Origin of the sequence: Sporosarcina siberiensis (assembly GCF_042681925.1) — a bacterium.
GTDB lineage: Bacteria > Bacillota > Bacilli > Bacillales_A > Planococcaceae > Sporosarcina > Sporosarcina siberiensis.
Genome location: NZ_JBHUGI010000035.1, coordinates 15874 through 40664, shown reverse-complemented (window position 1 = coordinate 40664; position 24791 = coordinate 15874). Strand labels below are relative to the sequence as shown.

The following is a 24791-nucleotide window of genomic DNA, read 5'->3' as shown; positions in this document are numbered from 1 at the left end:
TCAACGTCCTTTCCACTTGTCTATAATCCATAAAATAAATGGTAAGATGATCAATACTCCAGAACTGGTCTTAATGATAATATCTCGAAATAGTGCCATCGTAAAAATGTTTTCCGGTAATAAACTACTTATTAATATTAATCCAGTTACAGGAATTAATAACGACTCGAATTGCTTTATACATAAGGACGCTCCCAAAAATACTACGGCTAAATATAATAAAATGGCGAAACGAAAAACTGACCCGATAACCCAAAATATAAAAAACATACCTTCAATATGATTGATGTGAATTCCGATGTTAACCATTCTCGTTAATTCATGGTGAGGATATCCCATGTTTAATACAGAGGGATAATCGAAGACCATGATATAAACAATAATAAAAACAGCTACTGAGAACAACGAAATTCCAAAACCAGAAAAGGAAGCAATTTTAAAGCTTTTATATGAACGAACAAAAGGGAAAAAGGCCGTTAGTAAAATAATCTCCCCAACAATGGAACTATTTGTGACACTATTCATCACTAGTTTTCCTATTCCAGGTCCGAAAACGGGGAAGATACGAACCCAATTAAGTTCCTTCCAGGAGAGAAATATCAAAGTATACAATATAACTAAGAGTGCTGGAGTTATAAACCATGTTCCATTACTAATGGCGGAAAATCCCCGTTTGGCTATGTACAGACTACTTCCTAGGAGTAAAATCATTAATATGTAAACGGGTGTCTCCGGGTAAAAGTAGCTATTCGTAATTGAGATGTAATTTCGATTAATTAATATAATCTCTAAAAACACAATAGAAAATAAAACGAAAGAAAGAAATGAGCCTATATATTTCCCTGTAAGTTGTGTAAGAAGTTCGGTTAAGCCTTTTTCATGTTTTTTAAGTAATGATAATAAGACTAAAAAAGGGATTCCAATTGTTATTGCGTAGAAAAAAGGAATCATCCAAGCTGCAACGTTTCCCACTTTATAAAGTAAAGATGGGGTTGTATATGTAAGCTTCATTCCGATTGTAAGCCAGATGATGGCGAAGAATTCCCTAGTTCCAATTTTTTCGTCTGCATTGTTAATCACGGTCGGCATCCCCTTTTGGCCTAGGCTTTCTAACTTTATCTTTAGGTGACATTGATAATGGACGGAGCCACTGTTTCCAAATAATTGGTCTTCCTAATGTATCCTTAGATGAAGGATAGTATGGTGTGAGTGGAGCGAAAAAAGGAACGCCAAAAGACTTATGCGATACAAGGTAGGCAACTAAAATTGCCAAAGCTATAGAAAATCCAAAAACACCTAGAAAACCAGCTGAAAACAACAAAATAAAGCGAAGCATTCTTATTGAAATATTTAATTGTATATCTGGAATTGCAAATGATGCCAGTCCAGTGATTGCAACAATGACTACAAGAATTGGGCTGATGATATTTGCTTGTACGGCGGCTTGTCCAAGAATTAGTGCACCTACGATACCAATTGTTGGACCGAGTACTGTTGGCACTCGGGTGCCTGCCTCGCGTAATATTTCAAATGAAACCTCCATAATAAGGATTTCTATAATGATGGGGAAAGGATTTCTCTCCCTTGTTGCTGCAATTGAAAGCATTAAATCAGTTGGAATCATTCCTGGATGGAATGTTGTTGTTGCAATGTATATTCCGGGAAGTAAAAGTGCAATAAGCAATGAAGTAAGTCGGATTATTCGTAGGAAATTTCCATAAGGCATACGTAAATATTGATCTTCAACCGTGTGGAAAAGAGACCAAAACGTAATCGGCGCAATTAACGAAACAGGGGCATTGTCCATTAATAAAATGACATGGCCTTCTAATAGAAAAGAAGCAGTTCTGTCTGGTCGTTCTGTCAACAAACTAGAAGGGAAAAGGGAATAAGGGCTTTTATCAAGATATTGTTCTACTTGAGCAAGACTAAGTACCGCATCGGTTTCTATCTTTTCAATCCTATCTTTTACGTTTTTTACAATCGATTCATCGGCAACATCCTTCAAATACATAACTGAAATATCCCTTGGATTGCCTTTACCAATTGTTATTGTTTCACAAATTAAACCTGGGTTTTTAAGTATTCTTCTTAATAAAGAACGATTCATAGCGGCCGATTCATTGAACGCAACTTTCGGACCTACAAGATCCGTTTCATTTGTAGGTATAGATAATGCACGATTTTCAAATCCAGCTGTTTCCACAGAGATAGCTGATTTCTCATTTTCAATGAATAGAATTGTATTTCCATTTACTAAGTCGGCAGCAACGTCTTGAAAAGTTGTGATTTCTTTTGCGTCTGCCGTTGTTAGAACACTTGTCAATATTGTGAAGACAAAGTCACGTTTCTTGTTTTGTCTATCCGATTTTTCCAGTAAAGGTTTGATGATATGTGAGTCAATAATGTTTGTATCAATGGTTCCCTCAATAAACAAAACTGCAACATTTTTATTGTAATGTGGCAAGTATAATTGTCTTATTTTCAATGCATTATTTTCAGGAAATGAAAATACTTCTTTCATTTTATTTACATTGAAATGAAGATCTACTTCGATAATATCCTTCGTTTTTTCCTCGGCGTTTAGGACTTCTTTTCCTTTTATTAAATCTTCCTTACCTCCAGAATTGAACATTATTGGACCCCCAAAATAGTTGTGTTAATTATGCTAGTATGTCCACTTGAATAGTTACCAAGACAAAGCGTCAATTTTTTTACATATTTAATGCATGCCCGAACTAAAATTATTTCATTTATAGTCTTCCCTAATAACATTTACTTATAATAAAATAGATGTCCTGATTAGTGGAAAAGAAGAGTCGCTTTTTCATTTTGTTTTCAGAAAAACACAAACCAGTGTACCAATAGTAAAATGACGATAAATTGACACTATCCTTGGGGTGTAATACGCTGAAATATACATAAGCAAAATGTATTTGCATTTCTATAATTGAAGATCAAGAATGCTTAAATTCAATGAAACTATAAGAAGATAGGGAGGAAAGACTTTGAGAATGACATTATTTGGAGCGACAGGAAGAGTGGGCAAGGAAGTCTTGAAGAAAGCACTGGCAGAGGGGCATGAAGTTACAGCTCTCGTTCGGTCACCGGAAAAGATCGAAGTACATAATCAGTTAACGATACTTCAAGGAGATGTACGTGATGAAACAGCTGTAATGACGGCTATTTTAGGTACGGATGTTGTATTCAGTGCACTAGGAACAGACAAAACAACAACATTAACGGAAGCAGTTCCAAACATCATTCAAGCGATGAAAGATACGGGGATTCGCCGTATCGTTACGATTGGAACAGCTGGGATATTACAAAGTAGAAGCGAACCGGATAAGTTGCGTTATGAAGCGGGAGACTCTAATCGTCGACTTACGTTTGCTGCAGAAGAGCATCATAAAGTTTTTCAGCTACTAGAGCATTCGGAACTCGATTGGACAATCGTTTGTCCAACGTATTTGCCTGATGGTGCTGCACAAGGCAACTACCGTGTCGAAAAAGACTTTTTACCGTTAGAAGGCAAAGAAATCACAGTGGGAGATACAGCTTCATTTGCATATGAAGAATTAATTTCATGCAATTATCATAGTTCACGGGTAGGTATTTCTTATTGATGTTACCGAAAATTATATTCTGAAACAGCATTAAAAAGCATGCAACGGATGAAAAGCCCGCTGAATGCTTTGTTTTATGAAAATTTATTGATCATATCCCGCCCGTTGTCTTTTGGATAGGACTTATATAATTGGCTCGCCAATCGAATCGGGTCTCCGAAGAAATACCGTTCGTATTGTGTTTGTCTTGTGCCGAAGGAACTCATTGTAAGATCCCATGCGAGTCTGAATATCTTTACGCGGTCTTCTGCTGTTTTGGTAGCTCCTTGCAAATACCTCACTAGGTCTGGACCAATATCGGATTGAAAGTCCTTTTCCGTAGGTAACATGACCAAACCACTTGCTCCAATGAGCTGGATGATTTCACTGAATCGTGGATATATTTCCGGATAGATATTACTAGCAACCTGCAAAGGAATTATACTGGGCCGCATGTATCCCCATGAATCCTCTGCCGCGTCATACTCGGATTTATCCAAAAGCGCCTTCATCGTTTCTATCCCTATAATAATTTCGGATATTTTTTGTTGGATATGTAGGTACTCACTCACGTTAATCGTTTGTACCATTGCTTCAGCAACACTTAGCATAAACTCTGTTTTGACGATTTGTCTAATGATCACTTGATGATAGGCGAAGGGATGAAAGGAACTTACTGAAAAGAAATCTGCTGCAACTTCAGCATTATGATGAAAGAACACCCGATTCCATGGGACAAGTACATTATCAAAAACTACCATGGAGTCCATCTCTTCAAATCTTGAACTAAGTGGGTAATTAAAGGAAGAATCTCCACCTACAAAGGATTCTCGGCAAATGAAACGCAAGCCCTTTGTATTCGAAGGAATTGCGAATGCAAACGCCTCTTCGTTTGGACAAGAAAACCTTGGGGTACTAAACACTAGAACTTCATCTGTTAATCCGCCTTGAGTAGCCAAAAGCCGAGCCCCTTTAATAAGGAGTCCTTCATTTGTTTGCCCAATAATCTTAGCGGAAATGGGTTCTTCTGACGATTCAAAGTAAGCTTGTGAACGATTCACCTGAGGCGTAATAAATGTATGTGTGAAAGATAAGTCCTTATCCCTTGCCATTTCATAAAGGGATTGAATATGTTCGGGAAAACAATTTTCTTTCCCATTTAAATGCGAATTGGAGCTGGCAAAGCTCATGATTACAGTGTTTAGATAATCAGGACTTCTGCCTAGTAACCCACATGTTTGTCGTGCCCAATGTTCAATCATAATCCGTCTCTTCCTTAAATCCACTTTCGTTTTTGGTTGTAAATAGGAAAGGCCTACTTGCTCTTTGTTTGTTGGTGATATATAGGTCATCTCTTTTTTCATCGAGGGCGACATTTGGAAATCATAGAGTTCTGCTTTTGTTTTAAGAAGCCCCTTAAAGACTGCATTCTTTGAAAGGGGTCCATTTACTTTGGCGCCATCTAGCCAAATCTCAGTATTAAGTTGATCTATGCGATCAATGTATTCACTACCATTTATAGCTCCCACATCATTCCTCCTAAATCTTACGGTTCTATAGTATATTAAGATTCACTTGGATATGATAAAAAGATGTGGGTACAGGGATGATTTTGAACGGAAAAGTATGAACAATTATTGATTGAAAAACATTAATAGAACGGGAGTTATAATATATGCCTAATGAAAAAGAAGGACTAAAGCCGTTTATTTCCTTAATACTTTCAACGAAAATACCGAAAGCTGCTTTAATAGTGGGTTTGCTTACAAGTATAATTACGACATTAGCAGGGCTTGTTGTACCATTATTAACAAAGAATTTAGTAGACGGGTTCTCGATAGCTTCTATTAGTGTCCCACTAATCATTGCGATTGGAGTAGCGTTCATTGTCCAGGCGATTGTGAGTGGTATCTCTCTGTATTTACTTACTGCGGTAGGTCAAAGAGTTGTTGCGAGCCTACGTGAACGCATGTGGCAGAAACTCGTACGATTGCCAGTTAGCTACTACGATAAGAACTCTAGTGGGGAAACGGTGAGCCGGGTCATCAACGATACAAGTATCGTAAGGGATTTAATATCAGAGCATTTTCCACGATTCGTAACTGGAATCATTTCCATAATCGGTGCAGTGACATTGTTGCTCATAATGGATTGGAAGATGACGCTATTGATGCTCGTAGCCGTTCCGATTATATTACTTGTGATGATTCCACTTGGTAAGCAAATGGTGAAAATATCGCGAGGATTACAAGATGCGACCGCAATTTTCACAGGTGATATTCAGCAAACTTTAGGTGAAATTCGTTTGATGAAAGCATCAACAGCTGAACAAAATGAAGAAGAAAACGGAATATCTGGAATTCAAAAGTTGCTTGGATTCGGCTTGAAAGAAGCGCGAATTATAGCTTTGATTGCTCCTATTATGCAATTCGTCGTCATGCTCGTTATAGTGTCGATTATTGGTTATGGGGGTATGCGCGTTGCCAGTGGCGCAATGTCTACAGGTACACTCGTCGCATTTTTGCTTTATTTATTCCAAATCATCATGCCTATAACTACTTTTGCAATGTTCTTCACACAATTACAGAAAGCTAAAGGAGCGACAGAGCGTATAATCGGCATATTGGATCTTCCCCTAGAAGAAGGACAAGATGGATTGGAAATGGATATTACAAATGAAACAATTCGAGTTTCAGATGTATCCTTTGCTTATAGCGAAGGGGAACCTGTTCTAAAGAATGTTTCATTCGAAGCCCTTCCTGGTAAAATGATTGCTTTTGTAGGGCCTAGTGGCGGTGGTAAAACAACTATTTTCGGTTTATTTGAGCGATTTTACGAACCGACTGAAGGGGCAATTTTTATTGGCGACACTCCGATTACAGACTTATCCGTTGAATCTTGGCGGAGCCAAATCGGTTATGTTTCACAAGAAAGCGCCATGATGGCTGGAACCATTCGTGAGAATTTATGCTATGGATTGAAAAAAGAAGAGAACGTTACAGAAGAACGATTATGGGAAGTTGCCAAAATGGCATATGCTGATGAATTTATTAAGGAGTTTGCGGAAGGACTGGACACAGAGGTCGGCGAGCGTGGTGTTAAGCTATCTGGTGGTCAAAGGCAGCGAATTGCGATTGCACGTGCCTTTTTACGTGATCCTAAGTTGCTTATGATGGATGAAGCTACAGCAAGTCTTGACAGTCAATCTGAAAGTGTCGTTCAACAAGCGTTGTCCCGATTAATGAAAGGGCGCACCACATTGGTCATTGCGCACCGACTGTCTACCATTGTCGATGCGGACAACATCCTATTTATTGAAAATGGGCAAGTAACAGGGAGCGGAACACATCAGGAATTGATAAACTCACATTCACTTTACAGAGAATTTGCTGAACAACAATTGGCATAGTATTCATGAATGGGGATTGGGGCTAAGTTTAGTCTTATCCAGTCCTTGTTAAATAGGTTTACGAGTATCCACGTTACTTTCCGTTCCAGGCGGACGCGTTCTGCGGGGCGGGCGGTAAGCCTCCTCGGTCGCTTCGCTCCACTGCGGGGTCTTACCTGTCCCGCTGATCCCGCCAGGGTCGCCTTTAGCCGCGGGCCCACACGAGGTGGGTCATGCAGTCGTTACGACAGGACGTCGTGATTTTAGACTGCCTTGCACTCCAAGCAACTTAGATTGCATATTGAAACGTTCTGGAATAATCTTCAACACAGAATACTTATTCTAGTTAATTGCTACATACCCTGACTTTTCAACCAAGAGCTGACCTTGTTCTGACAGGATCCAGTTAATAAATTTCTGTACGTTTTCATTTTTTGTTCCCGTAGTAACGATGTAAAATTCAGATGTTAAAGGATATGCATCAGAGCGGATGGTTTCTTTTGTAGGCGCCACACCGTCTATTTCTAGTAATTTTATTTGATCATTCTGTATCATCTCCGTGGAATAAAACCGGAATGTGTACCCAAGCGCATTTTTATAGTTTCTATATTGTGAAACTTCATTAATAATTCCACCCATACCACTTGAAATATTCTCGTGAGGAGCTTTCATGATTGGTGTTTCACCCATGACCTTCTCTAAAGCAGTTTGACTGCCGCTATCTGCCGGCCGCTGAAAAGCTCGGATTGAATCATTTGCACCACCAACCTCATTCCAATTAGTCACTTTTCCAGAATAAATGTCTTGTATATCAGCGAACTTTAGTCCGTTCACTGTATTCTTTTGATTTACAAAGAAAACAAAAGCTTCACGACCAATGGGGATCATGTTCAATTCAACGCCTTTTTGTTGGGCGATTTTTAACTGTGAATTAGACGGTGCAGCAACAAATATCATGTCTACTTTTCCAGCAAACAGATTACTATACGCATCAGGGGTTGTATTCACCATAACCTCGCTATCAAAAGGAGTGTATTCCTGTTCCGGATAGGTGGCTTGCACGAATGCGGAGTAGAGAGGATATAGCGCAGTTGCACCGTCCATTCTCGGTAAATCATCGCTTAAACGTAACGTTGATGGTTCATCTAAAGTGGCTATACGGGCATTCTTCGAAAAGGGAGTATATTCATAGACATAGACTTCAGTATTCATCGTTGGAATGTTGTTCTTATACGCATGCTGGATTGGTGAAATCATACCAATCAGTATAGCTGTAATTGCAATGCTTATAAAAACAATCTTACGCCTCTTCGTTTGGAAGAAATGGAATAAGAGGAGTACAAACCAACTATACAATGTAATAGCGATTATAATAATTACCGGCACATACTCGACGTAACCGGACAATGCTGAAAATAAGAGAGCAATAGCAGTGAAGAAGGACATTCCAATCAATATAAAAATGGCATACATAATAGCTGTGAGCGTTGAATACTTCCTCATTTATACTTCCCCTTTCAAAACTTTGATCATTCGTCCTAAATTCAGTATACTCGAACTTCTCATTATATAGGAGAGCTTATAAAATGAATGAAAAGTATTTTATTTGTGTATCATCATAAATTCGGTGTCATTATCGTATATAGATAGAGACTAAACTAGAAGGATGGTATGTTGACGAATACTTGGCTGATTGGGTTTTTAGCTACTTTTATTGGGGTGGGAATAGGTGGTGGGATTGCTTATTTTATTAACGGATTTAGTAGAAGCATCGGGACAATCTATGCAGTATGTACAGGACTTATTTTAGGTTTAATTAGTTTTGAAATTGCACCTGAGGCAATTCAAATGGGTAATTGGGGTATTTTTTCAATAGGTTTTTTTCTAGGCATAGTACTGTTTAAACTTTTACATATAGGAATTCAGAAAAAATCCATGAGTTTAAATAAATCCCATACATCGATGTATTATTTGGCGATTGTATTCTCGCTTCATAATTTGCCGATGGGTGTCGTTATTGGATCTCTAGAACTCTCTGATGCTGGGCAATCTTTATTAAAAGTCATAATCCTTCACAATATTCCAGAAGGTATGATCCTATTTGTACCACTATTTTTAGCGGGTTCTGGAATGATAAAGATGCTCTTCATATCTTTTCTTGTTTCTTCTCCAGTTGCGATTGGAGCCCTTTTGGGGGAAGTCATGCATTTGAGCAATGATTTGCTGTGGGCATTTTTAATGAGCTTGGTTGTAGGAATGATTTATATGGTGACAATGAAAGAAATTCTCCCCCAATCCATTCGACATTCTTCCAATAGATACAGCGTTGTAGTTGCCGTGATTACGTTCTTTCTAATGGGTAGTTATATGCTTTATTTTAAATAAGATAACCGGCTACATAGTTGGAATAGAGTACGTGTGTTAAGTGGAAGCGTGATTGTATTTCATGTTTGCTCCTAGCACAAGTACTCTTTTTTATGTTTTTAGAATAAAAGAACATATCTTCAGTTTCTAATTATTTGAAGAATAAAGCCGATATTAAGGAGATAAAATGGAGAATTCGTAATCTATTATTCTACATAATAATAGTGAAAGCGAGTCGAACAAGGAGGAAGAAAAGTGACAATTGCTAGAAAGTTATATACGGGTTTTGGAGTTATCCTAATAATCATCCTGTTATCTTCAACATGGAATTATTATGAATTAAATGAAATTGAGAAGGACTATAAAGAGATGATTGAATATCGAGTTGCACAAGCGATGCAAGCGAATGCTGTGGAAAGGGAAAGTGCATTGCAAGGCCTATATATCCGTTCTTATTTACTGCAAGGAAATAAGGAAGATTTGACTACATTTGATGGTCACTATGAAAAAATGCAAAAGGCTATTACTGTACTTCAAAACATGGTCAATTCAGGAGAAATGAAAGGTTATCTCGAGAAGACCACGGATAAGTCTCAGGAATACAGAGTATTGGTTGACCGAGTTATACTGTTAAAAGATGCAAATGACATGAAAGCTGCAATGGTATTGTTGGAAAATGAAATGGCAACCGTGAATAAAGAAATTCGTGAAAATGTAGACATGATGGTAAGTTATCAGTACGAACAACTAGAAATCGCTCTTGCTAAAGCGGAAAATACTGCTTCTTCAGCAAAGCTTGGCTTAATAATTGCCAGTGTAGTTGCTTTGATTTTAGGTGGAGCGATAGCCACGTATATTACTCGACTTATTTCAAGACCACTTCGCCGAATAACTATTGAATCTGCAGTCATCGCTTCAGGTGATTTGACTGGACAAGATGTTGTAGTCAATACGAAAGATGAACTTCATGATTTAGCTGTTACGTTCAATGAAATGAAGCATAATCTTCGTAAATTGATTGGCGATGTCAATGACAATGCACTTCATTTAACAGCTTCGGCGGAGGAACTCTCTGCAAGCACGAATGAGGTCGCCTATTCTTCAGAAGAGATTTCAAAATCAATTGAAGCCATCTCTATTGGTTCACAAACATCTGCAGCTTCTGCAAGTGAAAGTTCTCTTGCAATGGAAGAAACTGCATCTGGCGTACAACGGATTGCTGAATCCACGTCGGAATTGCATTCAAGTGCAGAAATGACAATGAATATTGGATACGCAAGCGAAAAAACGATGGAAACAGCTAAACAACAAATGGCTGTCATTCATAATTCATCTACCCAGACGAATGTCATGATCAAGAGACTGAGCGAACAGTCTGCTGAAATCGAACACATTACAAGTGTAATTACAGGTATTGCAGAACAGACAAACCTTCTTGCTCTCAATGCCGCAATTGAGGCTGCACGAGCGGGCGAGCATGGAAAAGGATTTGCGGTTGTCGCAGATGAAGTGCGAAAACTTGCCGAGGAATCCAGAACTTCTGCAAGCCAAATTACGAAATTGACTCTTGCAATACAGACAGATACAAAAGATGTTGAGTCTTCTGTCCAGGAAAGTTTAACGAATGCCTCACATGGTGTTGAAGTTATTGAGGAAGCTGGAAAATCATTTTTGTCAATAATTGAAGCGATACAGAAAATGAGTGGTCAGATTGAAGAAATATCAGCTGCTACTGAAGAAATATCAGCGAGTGCGGAAGAAGTGTCTTCATCCGTTACAGAAATTGCAGGTCACGCCAGCAACGCATCGGAACAAACAGAGCAGACCTCTGCTGCTATGGAAGAACAAATGGCAACAATTGAAGAAATCAATGCTGTTGCAAGAGATTTAAGTGAAAAAGCAATAAACTTACAAGAAATGATTCAAGAATTTAAAGTGTAAATTGTATGTAAACAGAAAAGAGGACATCGGAATAATTTCGATGTCCTCTTTTTTTGTTTTCTTTATTAAACGTTCTATTGCTTATAATTCCAAATATAGTTGTCAAAGCTAGTAACTATAAAAACATAAGAGGGTTTTCATATGAATCGTGTCGGTTCTATTAGCATTTTACACGTTATTTTTCTATCAATGACGATGATTGGTTTAAAAAACCACGTAACAATCATACCGTCCGTATTAAAAGGAGCGGGAAGAGATGGTTGGATCTCAATTCTTTTGGCTGCATTAATTACCTTTCCGTGGATATTTCTATTAGTTTACATCCATACTAAATCCAATCGAGAACCTCTTATGGATTGGGTGGAAATAAAGATTGGGAAAACTGTTACGGCTATTGTGCGTTATACAATAGTAATTGTATTAATCGTTTTAGCCGCATTCACAATGGCGGAGACTTTGCAATGGATTTCGGCAATGTTTTTACCTACGACACCTATTCCCCTAATGTTAATCGTGTATACCATTGTATGCATCTTACTTGTTTCAACAAACTTACAAACAATCGCTATGGTGAACGTATTCGTACTTTTTTGGGTGACAGTACTTGGTTTTTTTATTGCGTTTACAAATATGCAAGTGAAAAATTACGAGTTGCTTCGGCCATTTTTTGAACATGGCCTTCAACCTGTTCTTAAATCAGCAGTTTTTCCTGCGTCTGGATTTGTAGAAATTTTATTGTTCCTTTTTATTCAACAAAAAGTTAAGGACAGCTTTCGATGGTATCATTTTGCAGTCATGCTTTTTATTTTAATGGGTTTGACATTGGGCCCTACAATTGGAGCAATTACAGAGTTTGGTCCCATTGAAGCAACCAAACTAAGATACCCTGCCTATGAGGAATGGGGTCTTGGGTCGCTTGGAGCTTATATTCAGCATTTCGATTTTTTATCGATTTATCAATGGTTAACGGGCGGCTTAATAAGGGTGGGACTCTTATTGTATATAGCGGCAGATTTATTGAAGATGACAGGTGACAGACAACGTATTGCTCGAATACTTGGACCTGTATTTTTCTTTGCAACTTTGTCCTTATTTCTTCTGAAGGACCATGTTTTTACTCTGATTAAGGGAGATTATTTATTGGTTGGAAACTTTGTGTTTATGTTTTTGTTATCCCTGTTTTTAGGACTCATTGCCCTTATTTCAGGAAAAAAATCTAAGAAGGTATAGTGAAAAAATGATGCGGAAAATGGTGAATAGATATGCAGTCTGCTGAAAAAGAATTGGATATCAGCACCTTTAAAAGTATATTTCAAAAATCTGCAGATGTTCAGTTTCAGGAATATACATTCAACGACCATAAAATTACGTTTATCACATGTGATGCAATGGTTGACTCACAGCTCTTAAATGAAGTTGTTGTAAAACGTGTCTCCATTTTTATGGATGATTTGAAGGATACCTCTATTGACCAGGATAATCTTACTCAGTTACATCTTCCGAGTTTTCAACAAGTTAAAGCGAAAAAAGATGCCATATCACTCGTTTACACTGGACATGTGCTCCTCTATTTTGAGGATGTAGAAATCTTGATATCGAGTAATATAGCAAGAAAGCCAAATAGAAGTCCTGAAGAAACAAAAATAGGTCCTCCCATAAAAGGACCTAGAGATAACTTCATTGAAGATATTTCCGTAAATATTGCTTTAATTCGAAAGAGATTGCCAACCAATTCTTTATGTGTGGAGAAGTTCGAATTGGGTAAACGCTCAAAAACGAAGGTCGCTCTTTTATACTTTGATGATATTGCGAGTAAAGAAATATTGTATGCCATAAAAAAACAACTTAAAAAAGTAGATACAGACATTGTTTTAAGTGGAGATTCATTGATGGAAGTAGTGAATAAAAGTGATAAGTTATTCCCGAGAAATGATTATACTGGGAGGCCGGACAAGGCGGTTCAATCAATTGTTAAAGGACGTTTTCTCATATTGGTGGATGGTGTAGCGTATGCGATTATTACACCAGTTAATTTGTTTTTATTGTTAAAAGCGGGAGAAGATCTAGAAACTTCAGTTATTTACAGTTCGTTGGAAAGATTATTGCGTTTACTTGGTATGGCAATTGGTATACTTTTGCCGGCATTTTGGCTTGCTTTGACAACGTTTCATCAAGACCAACTGCCTTATCAATTATTAGCGACAGTTGTACAAGCGAATACTGGTTTGCCATTGCCCTCTGCGCTAGAAATGATACTTATGGTCGTTATGTTTGAGTTGTTTCGCGAATCGGGCTTACGTCTACCGTCTGCCCTCGGAGGCACAATCGGTGTAGTAGGTGGGCTGATTATTGGCGATGCTGCGATAAGGGCTGGAATTACAAGTCCGGCAATGATCGTCATCATTGCAACTTCAACGATTGCGACATTTACACTTGTGAATCAGACGCTAGTGACCGCGGTAAGTGTAATGCGTATTTGTTTCATTTTTCTAACTGCATTTCTAGGATTATTCGGATTCTATATGTCCTTCTTCTTGATGGTTCTATATTTATCAAATATTCGAGTGTTTGGTGTTCCGTATATTAATACTTCAGCGGATTTAAGCTGGGATACAATAAAGAAAAGCTTTTTGCGTCTACCACCGGAAGCCTATAAAGAGCGACCCAATGAAATAAATCCAATCGATAAAACTCGAACTAGTGAGGGAAAAAATGAAAAATAAAAGGTTTTTTTTACTATTGTTTCTCACGTTACTGTTAACGGGTTGTTGGGATAGTAAAGAGCCCGAACGTATGCTCTATGTCAATGCGCTCGGTGTGGATTTCAAGGATGAACAATATGAGGTATATGCACAAATAATTAGTTTTGCCAATGTCGCTAAAACAGAATTGCCCACAACAGACCAACCTCAGGCCGAAGTTGGCTACTCTAAAGGGAAATCATTAAATGAAGCTGTTATAAATTTGTATCATTCAATGGACCAAACCGTATTTTGGGGTCATTTTTCTTATGTAGTCATATCCGAAGAAGCAATGAACAACATGAAATTTAGTCCGGTAATTGACAGTCTTGTCCGTTATAGAGAAACGCGCTATCAAATTTGGGTGTATGTTACAAAAGACTCCGTGCAAGATGTTCTATTGGTCAGGCCAGTCCTAAATAGGGCCATCACTTTGTCCAACTTGAATGATCCTGAAGCCGGTTATTCGCAGGAATCTTATATAAAGCCGATGAATTTCCGTGAAGTAATTATTGACATGGATGAACCAGGACATGAAGCATTGATTCCTTTGATAAGCATTGAAGGAAATTGGAAATCGAATAAAGAGATGATTGACGCTCCAGTTTTGTCAGGAGTAGGCGTGGTGACACCTAACGGTTTTAAAGGATACATCGAAGGGGATAAAGCGAGAGGACTTCAGTGGATGACGAATGATACAGAAAGAGGCCAGGTTACATTTAAAACGAATGACGATTCATATACAACGACGATTATTGAAAAAATGAAGGTGAACATACAACCGATAGTGGAAAGCAGTACGATTCGATTTGATGTAGCTGTAGATATGGAAGTAACTCTAGATGTCGTTGAAGGAAAAGTGACGGCTGATGATGTTGAAAAGGGTGTGAAAAAAGAAGTTGAAAATCAAATTAAAGCTACTTTTGAAGAAGCGATAAAAATGGATGTTGATGTTTATCGTTTCTCTGAGCAACTGTATCGAAAAAACGTGAACGCATGGAAAAAACACCAAAAGGATGGCAAAATAGAATTAAACGAAGATTCGATTCGTAATCTGACCGTGCATATTAGTCAGCTTAAATCGGACAGGAAATCATTTAAAGAAACAATTGAAAAAGAGTAGCTACTGCATAATGCAACTATATGGTAAACAAAAAGATGCCGTCTTTCACTTTCAAAAACGGCATCTTTTTGTTCATAATTCTGTGTGCTTTCCGAAAGTTTAGTCTTCTTATTAAGTCTAAAGTATGGTAATATTCAGAATAAGGAAGGTTCTATAAATAGAGATGAATGCTAATTGTGCATTATTTTAAGGGGGAAAAGAATATATGACTACTACAGATGATAATAGATTTGCCAACTATCCACAACAGCCACACGGCGGTAAATTAATAGATAAAGTATTGACGGGTATAGAGCGGGAAGAGGAACTGGTGAGAGCAAGGCAACTGCCTACAATTATGGTAGATATGGAAGCGGTTATCACACTTGAAATGATTGCGACGGGAGTTTTATCGCCGAATGAAGGCTTTATGAATGAAATTGACTATAAATCGGTGCTTACAAAAGGCCGATTGGATAATGGATTAATATGGCCGGCACCACTCAGTTTTGCCCCAATTGGAAATCGTAATAAAGAAGTTGTTCAAACATTATCGATTGGCGATGAAGTGACACTTGCCGATGAAAAAAACAATCCTGTTGCGATTCTCCAAATAGAAGACATTTTTGAATACGATAAAGACTATCGTGCGTCTCATCTATTTGGTACGACAGACCGAAATCATCCAGGCGTAGATGCTGTTTTTAGACGAATGGGTGATACTGCTTTAGGTGGACCTATTAAACTGTTACAACGAGTAGATTGGGGGCCATTTGAAAAACTGAGATTGGAGCCTAAAGATACTTGGCATGATTTTTACGAGGTCAAGAAGTTTCGATCTACAGCAGGTTTTATTACAGGGGCTAATCCTTTACATCGAGGACATGAATACATTCATAAAAATGCATTGGAGGAAATCGACGGTTTACTTCTGCAACCCCTAGTTGAAATGGCTAAGCGAGAGTATACGCGTCATGAATTCCGAATGCTTTCCTATAGGGCTGTTTTAGATACGTATTATCCAAAGGGTCGCTCCATTTTAGCGCCGCTTAGAGTAACATATATTTTTGCAGGACCCCGTGAAACTGTTTTACATGCTTTAATCATGAAGAATTATGGTTGTACTCATGCACTTATTGGTCGGGATCATGCGGGAATTGGGGAGTATTACGATAAGTACGCAAGTCATAGTATATTCGACGAGTTTGATCCAGTAGAGCTTGGGATAGACGTTCGTTTATATCATGAGGTCTTCTATTGTACGCGTTGCGATAGCCCAGCTACCGGTCAATCATGTCCACACGACGAGCGTTTTAGAATAAATATTTCTGGAACAGGTATCCGAGAATTGTTGCGTCATGGTATTATGCCGCCGAAAGAAATTGTTCGACCCGAATCGGCTCGAATCGCTATGCAAGGAGTACAACCTAAAGGATTAGACGAAAGCGGAAATGCGGTTTTACCTGTAGGGAAAACAATTAAAAGTATCTTCCCATTTTACTTGGAAAGAACGAGGCTTGGTGGCGGAAAACGTCTGACACCGATTACTGTTGAAGAGCTGACCAATCAAGATCTAGAGGCAGCCAACTTAGATGTTCGTTCCAATGCGGGTCGCATTTATACAGACATTTTTGACGAGTACACAAGTGTTGGCGATACCAATCGTAATTTACAGCCTGAATGGATAACAGACGCTCGGGAATCCTTAAAGGTACAGCAGAAAATGGTTATTCAGGATTTGGAAGAAAAAGTAGAGCAAGCTCCAGATACCGCTTCAGATGAATTTATGTATCAAGACAAGCAAGAGTCTCTGCGAGAACTTGAGATTGCTAAAAAGATTCTTACAGAAATTCCGAAAGTACTTCATGCGGACCAAGTACAGGAACGGACTTGGAATATACTTCCGTATAGTCGATATCGCGGCAGCGATGAACCGAAAGACGATACTTCTGGAAACAGTGAAAAATAACTAAAAGAGTGTTGCGCCTGTCAATTGATTTTGGATTGACAGGCTATTTGTGTTTGAATCGACTTTTTAATAGTTCAATAGGACTGTTGAAGTTGAACCTGATTCGTGTAAGATTGTTATATAAGGAAGAATAATAAGACTAAAGTAGATTCCGAGGGTACTGTTTTAAGAAAATGAAACGATTAAATGATATAAGAAGGATGTAGATTCGTAATGGCTATCTTTTCAAGAAAGTTCAAGGCTAAAGAGGGGTTATCTATTCAATTCTCGGATACCGTTCTGGGTGAAATTGATGTTGAAAAGTTTCCCGAAGTTCAAAAACAACTCGCTATGATTCATTTAACAGAAAAGGACTTAGCGACGCTTAAACAGTTGAAACCTTATATGGAACCTATGATTGCAAAAGGAGTGGACTCCTTTTACAAAGCTATTGAGGTAGAGGCTTCTCTTATGAAAATCATTGATGATAATAGTAGTGTTGAACGTTTAAAAGTAACATTAAGAAAACATATATTGGAAATGTTTGAAGGGCGTATTGATGCAAATTATCTACTTCAGCGTAAAACAATTGCTCGTGTGCATGTGGTTATTGGTTTAGAGCCTAAATGGTATATGGCTGCGTTTGAACCTCTATTTTATGAATTTTCTACCTTTATTGGCACATTATCGATTCCTTCAAAAGATAAAATAAATGCCTTGAATTCTTTTAATAAAATATTGAATTTGGAGCAACAGTTGGTATTGGAATCTTACGAAGAAGGCCAGTCATCCATACGACAAAAAGAGTCTGAATTAAAAGAAACAGTGAAACAAAACGTATATGGAACAGCGCAAGAACTGGCGGCTGTTAGCGAGGAAACGAGTGCATCGGTTGATATGTTGGCAAGTCAAACGGAGACCATTAAGAACTTCACTACTCAAAGTTTATCATTTGTCACAGCGACACAACAAAAATCAGCAATTGGCAATCAGTTAATGATGGAACATGCAAGTCAAATGAAATCGATTGCCGAAAGTATAGAGCAATTGGTGAAAAAAATGGAACAACTGAAAATTTCTTCTGATCAAATTAGAGAAATCGTTGATTTGGTCACGACAATTGCCAATCAAACAAACCTACTTGCGCTGAATGCAGCAATTGAAGCGGCACGTGCTGGGGAACATGGGGCTGGATTTGCGGTAGTTGCTTCCGAAGTTCGCAAGCTCTCAGAGGAAACGAAAAGTGCAATTGTTGGAGTAACGCATCTCATTCAGCAAACGGATGATGGAATTGGTGAAATGACAACCTCTATTTCCGATATGCATAATTTAATCCATGGAAGTGTTGAAAAAACAGATCAAGTCTTTGAATCCTTTAATGATATTGTCGAGGCAATGGCGGGAATTCAAGAACAAAGTGAACGATCAAATGACGAGGTCATAATGATATCACAAATTCTGAACGAATTGAATGCTGCTATAGAAACGTTGGCACACTCTTCAGATGGTTTAATAGAAACAATTGAAGAGCTTTAAAAAGATTTATAGCTGGGGCATCAATATATCTCAAACTACTTATAAATGGAGCAATTCAACACTATAAACTCGTTTGGTGAAAGGTGCCAAGCATTAAATAGAACATGTAAAAGACCGCCAATTCTTATATAGAATGGCGGTCTTTCAAATTAATTTCAGGGAAAATACGTACATCGATTGAATAACAGATTATTGATTTCTAAAATCAAATTTATCTTTTAGTACGTTTAAAGAATGCCCATTAATCACTACTGTATCATTATCTGTCCAAGTTATATTTGCAGTCTCCTCTTTATAATTCCAATAAATAGTTTTGGTTTTATTAACTTTTTCATTAAAAACCAACTCACCACGAACGGCATATGACACTGTAGCGCCTCCGTTCACGACATATGCTATTAGGGTGTACTTTCCATCAGGAGATGTTTCTTCGGTGAGGTACTCTCCTGTTGACAATCTATTCATATCAAAGAACGCCCAATACACTCCGTAACCAACGAATGCAACAAAAAGAAAAGTGACTATCGCGAACGTTATTAACATATTTTTAAGAACTTTCTTTTTTATTTTAATAATATCCAGATCTTCTTTAGTGTTCATTCAAATACTCCCCTTTATGGTGGAAACTAGCAAAGAAGCAAGTATGGTAGTTAAAACGATTGGATTCAATGAATAACCCCCCCAGTAGTTCTGTTATTAATACGTTTATAAGGTATGAAAGGTTTCTCTTTTCAGAATGTTGAAAACTAAGCAGCTGTGCCTCGCCCTTGTTGTTTTCACAATATCCAGGTATAAAATGAGCTGTTTTGAAGAGTTACAGGTCTATTTAACATTGGGCCATAGGTTCAAGTCCTACCATTGGACTTAAAGTTTTTATTTTTTGATGATTTATAAACATCAAAGCATATTGTAGAGGGGATAGATGTTTAACAAATAGGAAAAGAGTGAATATTAATTGTAATAGTTTAAATATTTTGAAATCAAAATATATTAACGGCCGTCTAATGTATATAACTTTAAAAAAGGGAGGGAAATTCAAAGTGAAAGGAAAAAAGAGTTTTATAGCAACCGCTGCATTCATGCTTTGGTTCGGATTACTAATGCCATTTTCAACGTCTGCATCCTTAGAAATCACGGATAGTGATGATCAAGTTGGGCAGCTTATCAAAGGCACAATTGTTGAAAACTGGGGAAGTGAACTAATTGTTTTAGGAGAAGATGGAGAACGTTATCATGTAGGTCTTCATACGTTTACGGATGAACAATTACAGTCTATGAACTTATTAGTAGGTGCATCCTTAGAAATAAATGGTAAAGTTTTGGAAAATGTTTCAGATTTTTATACATTTCAAGTATATGTAAAATGGCTTCCTGCTGGAGTGACGGAACATGAGCTTGTCGAAATAGAAAATCTTTATAATCAGGCACAAGCTTTTGATAAGCAAGAGTTGTGGGAAGAATCTTCTGAAATATGGGGTCAAATCGATAAAATTACACAACCCTATTATCTTGTAAATTGGGAACCGGAGTCATTTGAAGAATATATACGTTATTTTGAATACCCATTTACAAGTGAGGACCGAGTTCTTTTGGAGAAATTGTATAGTGAGTGGATTGCACTAGTAAAAAGCGGAGAGGACGAAGCATCTTATACTAAAATGGAGCAGTTTGATAAAATCGTCAATAGCTATTATGTGGAGCCCACATTTGAAGAGTATATTTCAGGTTCGGAGCTCGTTATATCAGAAGTAGATTTCCCTATAATCAAACAATTATATGAGGATGCAATCCAAACGAATTATGATGAAGATTTTGAGCAGGCAATGGAGAAATGGGAAGCGTTTGACTTAGCTATGCGACCGTACTATCTTATAGCTTATCCAATGCCAACATTTGAGGAACAGATTTCTTATTATGATTATGAAATCTCTGATAAGGATTATGTAAAATTGGAAGGGATTTATGCGCAGATTATTGAACAAGAAGAAAGTACCCAGTACGAGTCATTAGATGACTTGTGGATGGAATTCTACAGCATTTTAGATTCCTACTATACAGTAGACATTAGTATTCCATTCCGTGCAGATCAAATCGTCATTAACAACGAGTCTTTTACAGCATAAGTGCTGAATATATAGATTAAAAAGGTGCCTTGTCCAACACGAATTGAAATTGTGTTGAAACAAGACACCTTTTTATTTTAGTAAGTTGTTCTTTAGTGATCAGGTTCACTGTAATAATCAAATGTGTCTAATGCCAATGTAACTCCTTGAGAGAAAGCTGTTCCCCCACCAAGAGCCGAACTAATCGCAATTACTTCCATTAATTCATTTTCATTCATGCCAAGTTCAACCGCAATCTTCGTATGGTACATAATGCAATATTCTTCCCGAGCAAATATGCTGATTCCTAATGCGGTAAGATGTTTTTGCTTTTTTCCAATTGCACCTTCTTCAAAAGAAGCTTCAGTAAAATTAAAATAGCCCTGAGCAACTTTTGGTAGAAGTTTTTGTAGTCTACTGCTGCCTTCTTTATAATCTGTGATTGAATGGTCAAAATAATTAAGCAGTTCCTCTTCATTCATTTCCATTTTGTTCACTCCGCTCTAATTAAGATTACACAATATGTAGTATGGGTATTCGACACTGAATTATGTATCGAGCTTCAACTTCTAAAACGCCGCAAGTTCATAAGTATCTGCAATTTTATGCGGTTAGTATGATAAGCAATGGAACATACTACAGTTAGAATAAAAAAGGAGGCTGTTTGTGTGATTGAGAATTTTCAAGTAAAGGAACCATTGTTTGAAGGACGCATAAATCAGATCCATCAGTTCTCGCTCACCTATGAAGGAGCAGAATACCACGGCTTATTTGATGATGGCGCAATTAACTGGTATCAACCCAAACCTGAAAGTGATCTTGGAGAAATGCATTTAACATATGTAGAAATGAAGGTTCGCGGTTTAATGGAGAATTATTTACAATAACTAGATTCTACTCTGAAGGGTCGAGGAATTCGAATACTAATGAACAAGAGCTTTCTTTATTCCTGTTTCATAAAACAAATGCCGCCTTGGTTTTATGAAACGAATACATGCTAAAACCGGCAGTAGAATATACTTCTGCCGGCAGGTGATGATCATCCATATATTTAGATTCGTTTAGAAGCGGTTTTTGCGTTGTTTCGTATTCGTTTGCTCCTTTAACTTATCTACATCAAATGTAGAACCAAATTCTTCACGCATGTCGTTCTGGTTTTGTTTCTGGTTTTGATTTTGATTTTGATTTTGTTTTTGGTTTTGATTTTGGTTTCTATTATTGTTGTTTGTCATGGATGTTTCACCTCCGTACATCTACTATGTGCAATAACACATTTATTATTAATGGTAAGTAAAGCCATTCCGTCTGATCTAGGGATTTTTATTTTCTAAACGTTTTTCACTCATTAAATCACTCACGGTACCTAATTGAAATCCTTTATTTTGAATTTCATCAATCATCGTCTCGAGGCCTTCTTCTGTAGGCTTTGTAGGATGCATCAGAATCATTGAGCCATTTTCAACAGCAGCTACAACACGTTGGACCATTTCGTTCGTTGAAGGCTTTCTCCAATCAACTGTATCCACCGTCCACAGAATTGTTTTCATCTTAAGTTCATTGGCGACATTGATTGTTGTTTGATTAAAACTTCCGCTAGGGGGTGCAAACCATTTAGGTGTTAGTTCAAGGGCTTCTTGAATGACATCATTTGTCTTTTGTAATTCCATTCTTGTTTCATCCGGGGTCCGCAACTTTAGGTCGGGGTGACTGTACGCATGATTCCCAATTTCATGGCCTTCTAGGTAAATCATAGACGCCAAATGTGGAGTCTTTTTCACCCAACTGCCGTCAAAAAAGAACGTTGCTTTAACTGAGGACTCATTTAGTGTTTTAAGAATTCCAGGGATATGTTCATCACCCCAAGCAACATTAATAAGTAAAGCAATCATCGGTTTTTCAAGATTTCCCCGGTAAATAGGAGATGGTTCTAAATCGTCCAAATGAATCTTAGGAGATACCTCTGTAAAAACGATTTTTGTTTCGTCGAACTTTCCGGAAGTTTTCATTTTATTGTAACTGGCCTCGAGGTCGACACTTAGACCGTTGTAACCGGGAATCGCTTTCCAAATTGGATCCAGCTTTGCATCAATCGGCAATATTTCATGTATACCATTGTATTCTTCAATTTCTTTGTAAAGCTGATCTTCTTTCATTTCTGAGAAAACGGTCATAGAACTTCCGAGATTTGTTTTTGTAGTGCTTGTTTTCGATAGGCTTATAGCGACAATGGCTAGGAAGAAAATTGAAAGGACAGTAAGTGGTAGGAAGTATTTTCTATTCATTTAACTTCTCCTTGCATAATATTTTAATGATGCTTGTAATCGTAGCGTTCCCTTTCAGCAAAAGACTATACTGTTTTTGATTAAGTGAAGGTTCTATGGGAATCCTAGTAAGGAAAAGTCTGAATTGGAGGATTTTATATGATTCGTAATACGAATGAAGATAGTTTGTTGCCGAAGGATACAGCATCCTATTGGAGAGCAGATATGGATTTCCCTGATTTCCCAAGTTTAAATGAAAATCTTGATGTGGACGTTGTTATTGTTGGTGCGGGTATAACAGGTATTACATCCGCTTACCTTTTGGCAAATGAAGGCTTGAAGGTTGTTGTGTTAGAAGCGGACAAAGTATTGAATGGAACAACGGGTCATACAACGGCCAAAATTACTGCTCAACATGATCTGATTTACGATGAATTCATACGAAATATTGGGAGAAGCAACGCAAGAATGTATTACGAAGCGAATACGGAAGCGCTAAATTTTATTGCGGAAACTGTGGGAAAGCATACAATCGACTGTGATTTTACTACACAAGATGCAATTATTTATTCGACCAGTGAGGAATTCAAAAGAAAAATTGAGAAAGAAGCTGAGGCATATGAAAAGCTTCATATTGAGGGGGGCTTACTAGACACGATTCCATTCGATATTGAAGTTGAAAATGCATTAGTTATGAAAAATCAAGCACAGTTTCACCCAACTAAATACTTGGTTCATCTTATTCAGTTGTTTATGGACAAAGGAGGGAAAGTCTTTGAAAATACAACAGCAGTCAATGTTGAAACGGGTGATCGACCTACCGTTCTCACGCGTGGAGATCATCGCATCACCGCAAATTACGTTCTCGCTTGTACGCATTTTCCGTTTTACGAAGGTGCTGGGCTTTATTCGGCAAGAATGCATGCAGATCGTTCATATGCTCTTGCTGTCAAAGCGAAAAAGAAGTTTCCGCCTGGCATTTATATAAGTGCCGATGAGCCAACACGGTCTTTTCGGTCTGTAATGATGAACGGTGAAGAGATAGTCCTGATTGTTGGGGAAAATCATAAAACCGGTCAAGGGGTCGAGACGATGGAACATTATAATGCGTTGGAGGAATTCGGAGAACAGGTTTTTGGTCTTGAAAAAATTCTGTATAGATGGTCGGCACAGGATTTGGTGACTTTAGATAAACTTCCATATATAGGAGAAATCACTCCGGGGCAACCAAAAATCTTGATAGCGACAGGCTTTCGAAAATGGGGTATGTCTAATGGGACAGCAGCTGCATTACTATTTCGTGATATGGTTTTGGGAAAAGAAAATAAGTTTCAGAAACTATATAAGCCTTCCAGATTCTACGCCAATCCGAGTTTGAAAAACTTTTTAGTGCAAAATGCAAATGTTGTTGGGCAATTAATTAAGGGGAAACTAGAGTCTTCGAGAACAAATCCCGAAGAATTAGAAATAGGGCAAGGTGCCGTTGTAACTTTGGATGGCCATAGAAAAGGTGCTTATAAGGACGATGATGGTGAGTTGCATATCGTAGATACTACATGTACACATATTGGGTGTGAAGTGGAGTGGAATAATGGGGATCGGACGTGGGATTGTCCGTGTCACGGATCAAGATTTTCGTATACTGGTGAAGTAATTGAGGGCCCTGCAGAAAAGCCGTTACAAAAATACGATTATAAAATGATTGATAATCTAACTTCAAAAGACTCCGGCTATTAAGTTAGCACCTATTTGCAGCATATAGTGAGGAGCGGGTGGTTTTCATAAGAACAGAAAAACAGAGCC

General features: G+C 37.8%; 20 protein-coding genes. 12 read left to right on the top strand and 8 right to left on the bottom strand.

Annotated elements, in window-relative coordinates:
• Positions 1-1080 carry a GerAB/ArcD/ProY family transporter gene (locus ACFSFY_RS15810; RefSeq protein ID WP_381539717.1) on the bottom strand — a complete coding sequence of 360 codons (1080 nt, stop codon included), beginning with the start codon at positions 1078-1080 and terminating at the stop codon, positions 1-3.
• The gene (locus ACFSFY_RS15805) at positions 1073-2635 is read right to left on the bottom strand and encodes a spore germination protein (protein WP_381539715.1); all 1563 of its coding nucleotides are present in this window, start codon (positions 2633-2635) and stop codon (positions 1073-1075) included. The genes ACFSFY_RS15810 and ACFSFY_RS15805 overlap by 8 nt, the downstream gene beginning before the upstream one ends.
• Positions 2636-3008: 373 nt before the next feature.
• Here ACFSFY_RS15805 and ACFSFY_RS15800 point away from each other — a divergent pair, with 373 nt between their 5' ends.
• Positions 3009-3626, top strand: coding sequence for an NAD(P)-dependent oxidoreductase (locus ACFSFY_RS15800; protein ID WP_381539713.1), 618 nt, complete (start codon positions 3009-3011; stop codon positions 3624-3626).
• 74 nt (positions 3627-3700) lie between these two features.
• Here the strand turns inward: ACFSFY_RS15800 and hpaB are convergent, their stop codons facing one another.
• Positions 3701-5134, bottom strand: coding sequence for a 4-hydroxyphenylacetate 3-monooxygenase, oxygenase component (hpaB, locus tag ACFSFY_RS15795; protein WP_381539711.1), 1434 nt, complete (start codon positions 5132-5134; stop codon positions 3701-3703).
• 146 nt (positions 5135-5280) lie between these two features.
• Between hpaB and ACFSFY_RS15790 the strand changes: the two genes are divergently transcribed.
• Positions 5281-7014: an ABC transporter ATP-binding protein gene (locus ACFSFY_RS15790; RefSeq protein WP_381539709.1), complete on the top strand. Its 1734-nt coding sequence runs from the start codon at positions 5281-5283 to the stop codon at positions 7012-7014.
• A gap of 321 nt (positions 7015-7335) precedes the next feature.
• Here the strand turns inward: ACFSFY_RS15790 and ACFSFY_RS15785 are convergent, their stop codons facing one another.
• A complete protein-coding gene (locus ACFSFY_RS15785; protein WP_381539707.1) occupies positions 7336-8496 on the bottom strand; it encodes a PstS family phosphate ABC transporter substrate-binding protein in 1161 nt (386 codons plus the stop codon).
• Positions 8497-8667: 171 nt separating this feature from the next.
• Here ACFSFY_RS15785 and ACFSFY_RS15780 point away from each other — a divergent pair, with 171 nt between their 5' ends.
• From ACFSFY_RS15780 to ACFSFY_RS15750, 7 genes are all read left to right on the top strand, one after another.
• Entirely contained in the window at positions 8668-9378 is a 711-nt protein-coding gene (locus ACFSFY_RS15780; protein ID WP_381539705.1) for a ZIP family metal transporter, read from the top strand.
• A 234-nt stretch (positions 9379-9612) separates the two neighbouring features.
• Complete coding sequence (locus ACFSFY_RS15775) at positions 9613-11298, top strand: methyl-accepting chemotaxis protein (protein WP_381539704.1); 1686 nt, start codon at positions 9613-9615, stop codon at positions 11296-11298.
• A gap of 141 nt (positions 11299-11439) precedes the next feature.
• On the top strand, positions 11440-12528 hold the full coding sequence (locus ACFSFY_RS15770) for a GerAB/ArcD/ProY family transporter (protein ID WP_381539702.1): 1089 nt from the start codon (positions 11440-11442) through the stop codon (positions 12526-12528).
• 32 nt (positions 12529-12560) lie between these two features.
• Positions 12561-14021, top strand: a complete 1461-nt coding sequence (locus tag ACFSFY_RS15765; RefSeq protein ID WP_381539700.1) for a spore germination protein — start codon at positions 12561-12563, stop codon at positions 14019-14021.
• Entirely contained in the window at positions 14011-15162 is a 1152-nt protein-coding gene (locus ACFSFY_RS15760) for a Ger(x)C family spore germination protein (RefSeq protein WP_381539698.1), read from the top strand. The genes ACFSFY_RS15765 and ACFSFY_RS15760 overlap by 11 nt, the downstream gene beginning before the upstream one ends.
• A gap of 205 nt (positions 15163-15367) precedes the next feature.
• Positions 15368-17110, top strand: coding sequence for a sulfate adenylyltransferase (locus ACFSFY_RS15755; protein WP_381539696.1), 1743 nt, complete (start codon positions 15368-15370; stop codon positions 17108-17110).
• A 213-nt stretch (positions 17111-17323) separates the two neighbouring features.
• Entirely contained in the window at positions 17324-18625 is a 1302-nt protein-coding gene (locus tag ACFSFY_RS15750) for a protoglobin domain-containing protein (protein ID WP_381539694.1), read from the top strand.
• Between the two features lie 189 nt (positions 18626-18814).
• On the opposite strand, the gene ACFSFY_RS15745 is transcribed toward ACFSFY_RS15750, so the two are convergent.
• Positions 18815-19225, bottom strand: a complete 411-nt coding sequence (locus ACFSFY_RS15745; RefSeq protein ID WP_381539692.1) for a DUF5412 domain-containing protein — start codon at positions 19223-19225, stop codon at positions 18815-18817.
• Positions 19226-19665: 440 nt separating this feature from the next.
• Here ACFSFY_RS15745 and ACFSFY_RS15740 point away from each other — a divergent pair, with 440 nt between their 5' ends.
• Positions 19666-20748 carry a hypothetical protein gene (locus tag ACFSFY_RS15740; protein WP_381539690.1) on the top strand — a complete coding sequence of 361 codons (1083 nt, stop codon included), beginning with the start codon at positions 19666-19668 and terminating at the stop codon, positions 20746-20748.
• A 92-nt stretch (positions 20749-20840) separates the two neighbouring features.
• Here ACFSFY_RS15740 and ACFSFY_RS15735 read toward each other — a convergent pair whose 3' ends face one another.
• Complete coding sequence (locus ACFSFY_RS15735; protein ID WP_381539688.1) at positions 20841-21215, bottom strand: carboxymuconolactone decarboxylase family protein; 375 nt, start codon at positions 21213-21215, stop codon at positions 20841-20843.
• Positions 21216-21395: 180 nt separating this feature from the next.
• Here ACFSFY_RS15735 and ACFSFY_RS15730 point away from each other — a divergent pair, with 180 nt between their 5' ends.
• Positions 21396-21614, top strand: coding sequence for a hypothetical protein (locus ACFSFY_RS15730; protein ID WP_381539686.1), 219 nt, complete (start codon positions 21396-21398; stop codon positions 21612-21614).
• Positions 21615-21788: 174 nt separating this feature from the next.
• Here ACFSFY_RS15730 and ACFSFY_RS15725 read toward each other — a convergent pair whose 3' ends face one another.
• Positions 21789-21959: a hypothetical protein gene (locus tag ACFSFY_RS15725; protein ID WP_381539685.1), complete on the bottom strand. Its 171-nt coding sequence runs from the start codon at positions 21957-21959 to the stop codon at positions 21789-21791.
• A gap of 78 nt (positions 21960-22037) precedes the next feature.
• Positions 22038-23009 carry a polysaccharide deacetylase family protein gene (locus ACFSFY_RS15720; RefSeq protein ID WP_381539683.1) on the bottom strand — a complete coding sequence of 324 codons (972 nt, stop codon included), beginning with the start codon at positions 23007-23009 and terminating at the stop codon, positions 22038-22040.
• 138 nt (positions 23010-23147) lie between these two features.
• On the opposite strand from ACFSFY_RS15720, the gene ACFSFY_RS15715 reads away from it, so the two are divergent.
• Positions 23148-24725 carry an FAD-dependent oxidoreductase gene (locus ACFSFY_RS15715; protein ID WP_381539682.1) on the top strand — a complete coding sequence of 526 codons (1578 nt, stop codon included), beginning with the start codon at positions 23148-23150 and terminating at the stop codon, positions 24723-24725.
• Positions 24726-24791 lie beyond the last annotated feature (66 nt).

Bases quoted from the DNA above. Each gene is read 5' to 3' on its own strand.
- ACFSFY_RS15760 (WP_381539698.1), top strand. From the start codon at position 14,011: ATGAAAAATAAAAGGTTTTTTTTACTATTGTTTCTCACGTTACTGTTA.
- ACFSFY_RS15750 (WP_381539694.1), top strand. From the start codon at position 17,324: ATGGCTATCTTTTCAAGAAAGTTCAAGGCTAAAGAGGGGTTATCTATT.
- ACFSFY_RS15790 (WP_381539709.1), top strand. From the start codon at position 5,281: ATGCCTAATGAAAAAGAAGGACTAAAGCCGTTTATTTCCTTAATACTT.
- ACFSFY_RS15770 (WP_381539702.1), top strand. From the start codon at position 11,440: ATGAATCGTGTCGGTTCTATTAGCATTTTACACGTTATTTTTCTATCA.
- ACFSFY_RS15765 (WP_381539700.1), top strand. From the start codon at position 12,561: ATGCAGTCTGCTGAAAAAGAATTGGATATCAGCACCTTTAAAAGTATA.
- ACFSFY_RS15715 (WP_381539682.1), top strand. From the start codon at position 23,148: ATGATTCGTAATACGAATGAAGATAGTTTGTTGCCGAAGGATACAGCA.
- ACFSFY_RS15725 (WP_381539685.1), bottom strand. From the start codon at position 21,959: ATGACAAACAACAATAATAGAAACCAAAATCAAAACCAAAAACAAAAT.
- ACFSFY_RS15745 (WP_381539692.1), bottom strand. From the start codon at position 19,225: ATGAACACTAAAGAAGATCTGGATATTATTAAAATAAAAAAGAAAGTT.
- ACFSFY_RS15720 (WP_381539683.1), bottom strand. From the start codon at position 23,009: ATGAATAGAAAATACTTCCTACCACTTACTGTCCTTTCAATTTTCTTC.
- ACFSFY_RS15735 (WP_381539688.1), bottom strand. From the start codon at position 21,215: ATGGAAATGAATGAAGAGGAACTGCTTAATTATTTTGACCATTCAATC.
- ACFSFY_RS15785 (WP_381539707.1), bottom strand. From the start codon at position 8,496: ATGAGGAAGTATTCAACGCTCACAGCTATTATGTATGCCATTTTTATA.
- ACFSFY_RS15805 (WP_381539715.1), bottom strand. From the start codon at position 2,635: ATGTTCAATTCTGGAGGTAAGGAAGATTTAATAAAAGGAAAAGAAGTC.
- ACFSFY_RS15755 (WP_381539696.1), top strand. From the start codon at position 15,368: ATGACTACTACAGATGATAATAGATTTGCCAACTATCCACAACAGCCA.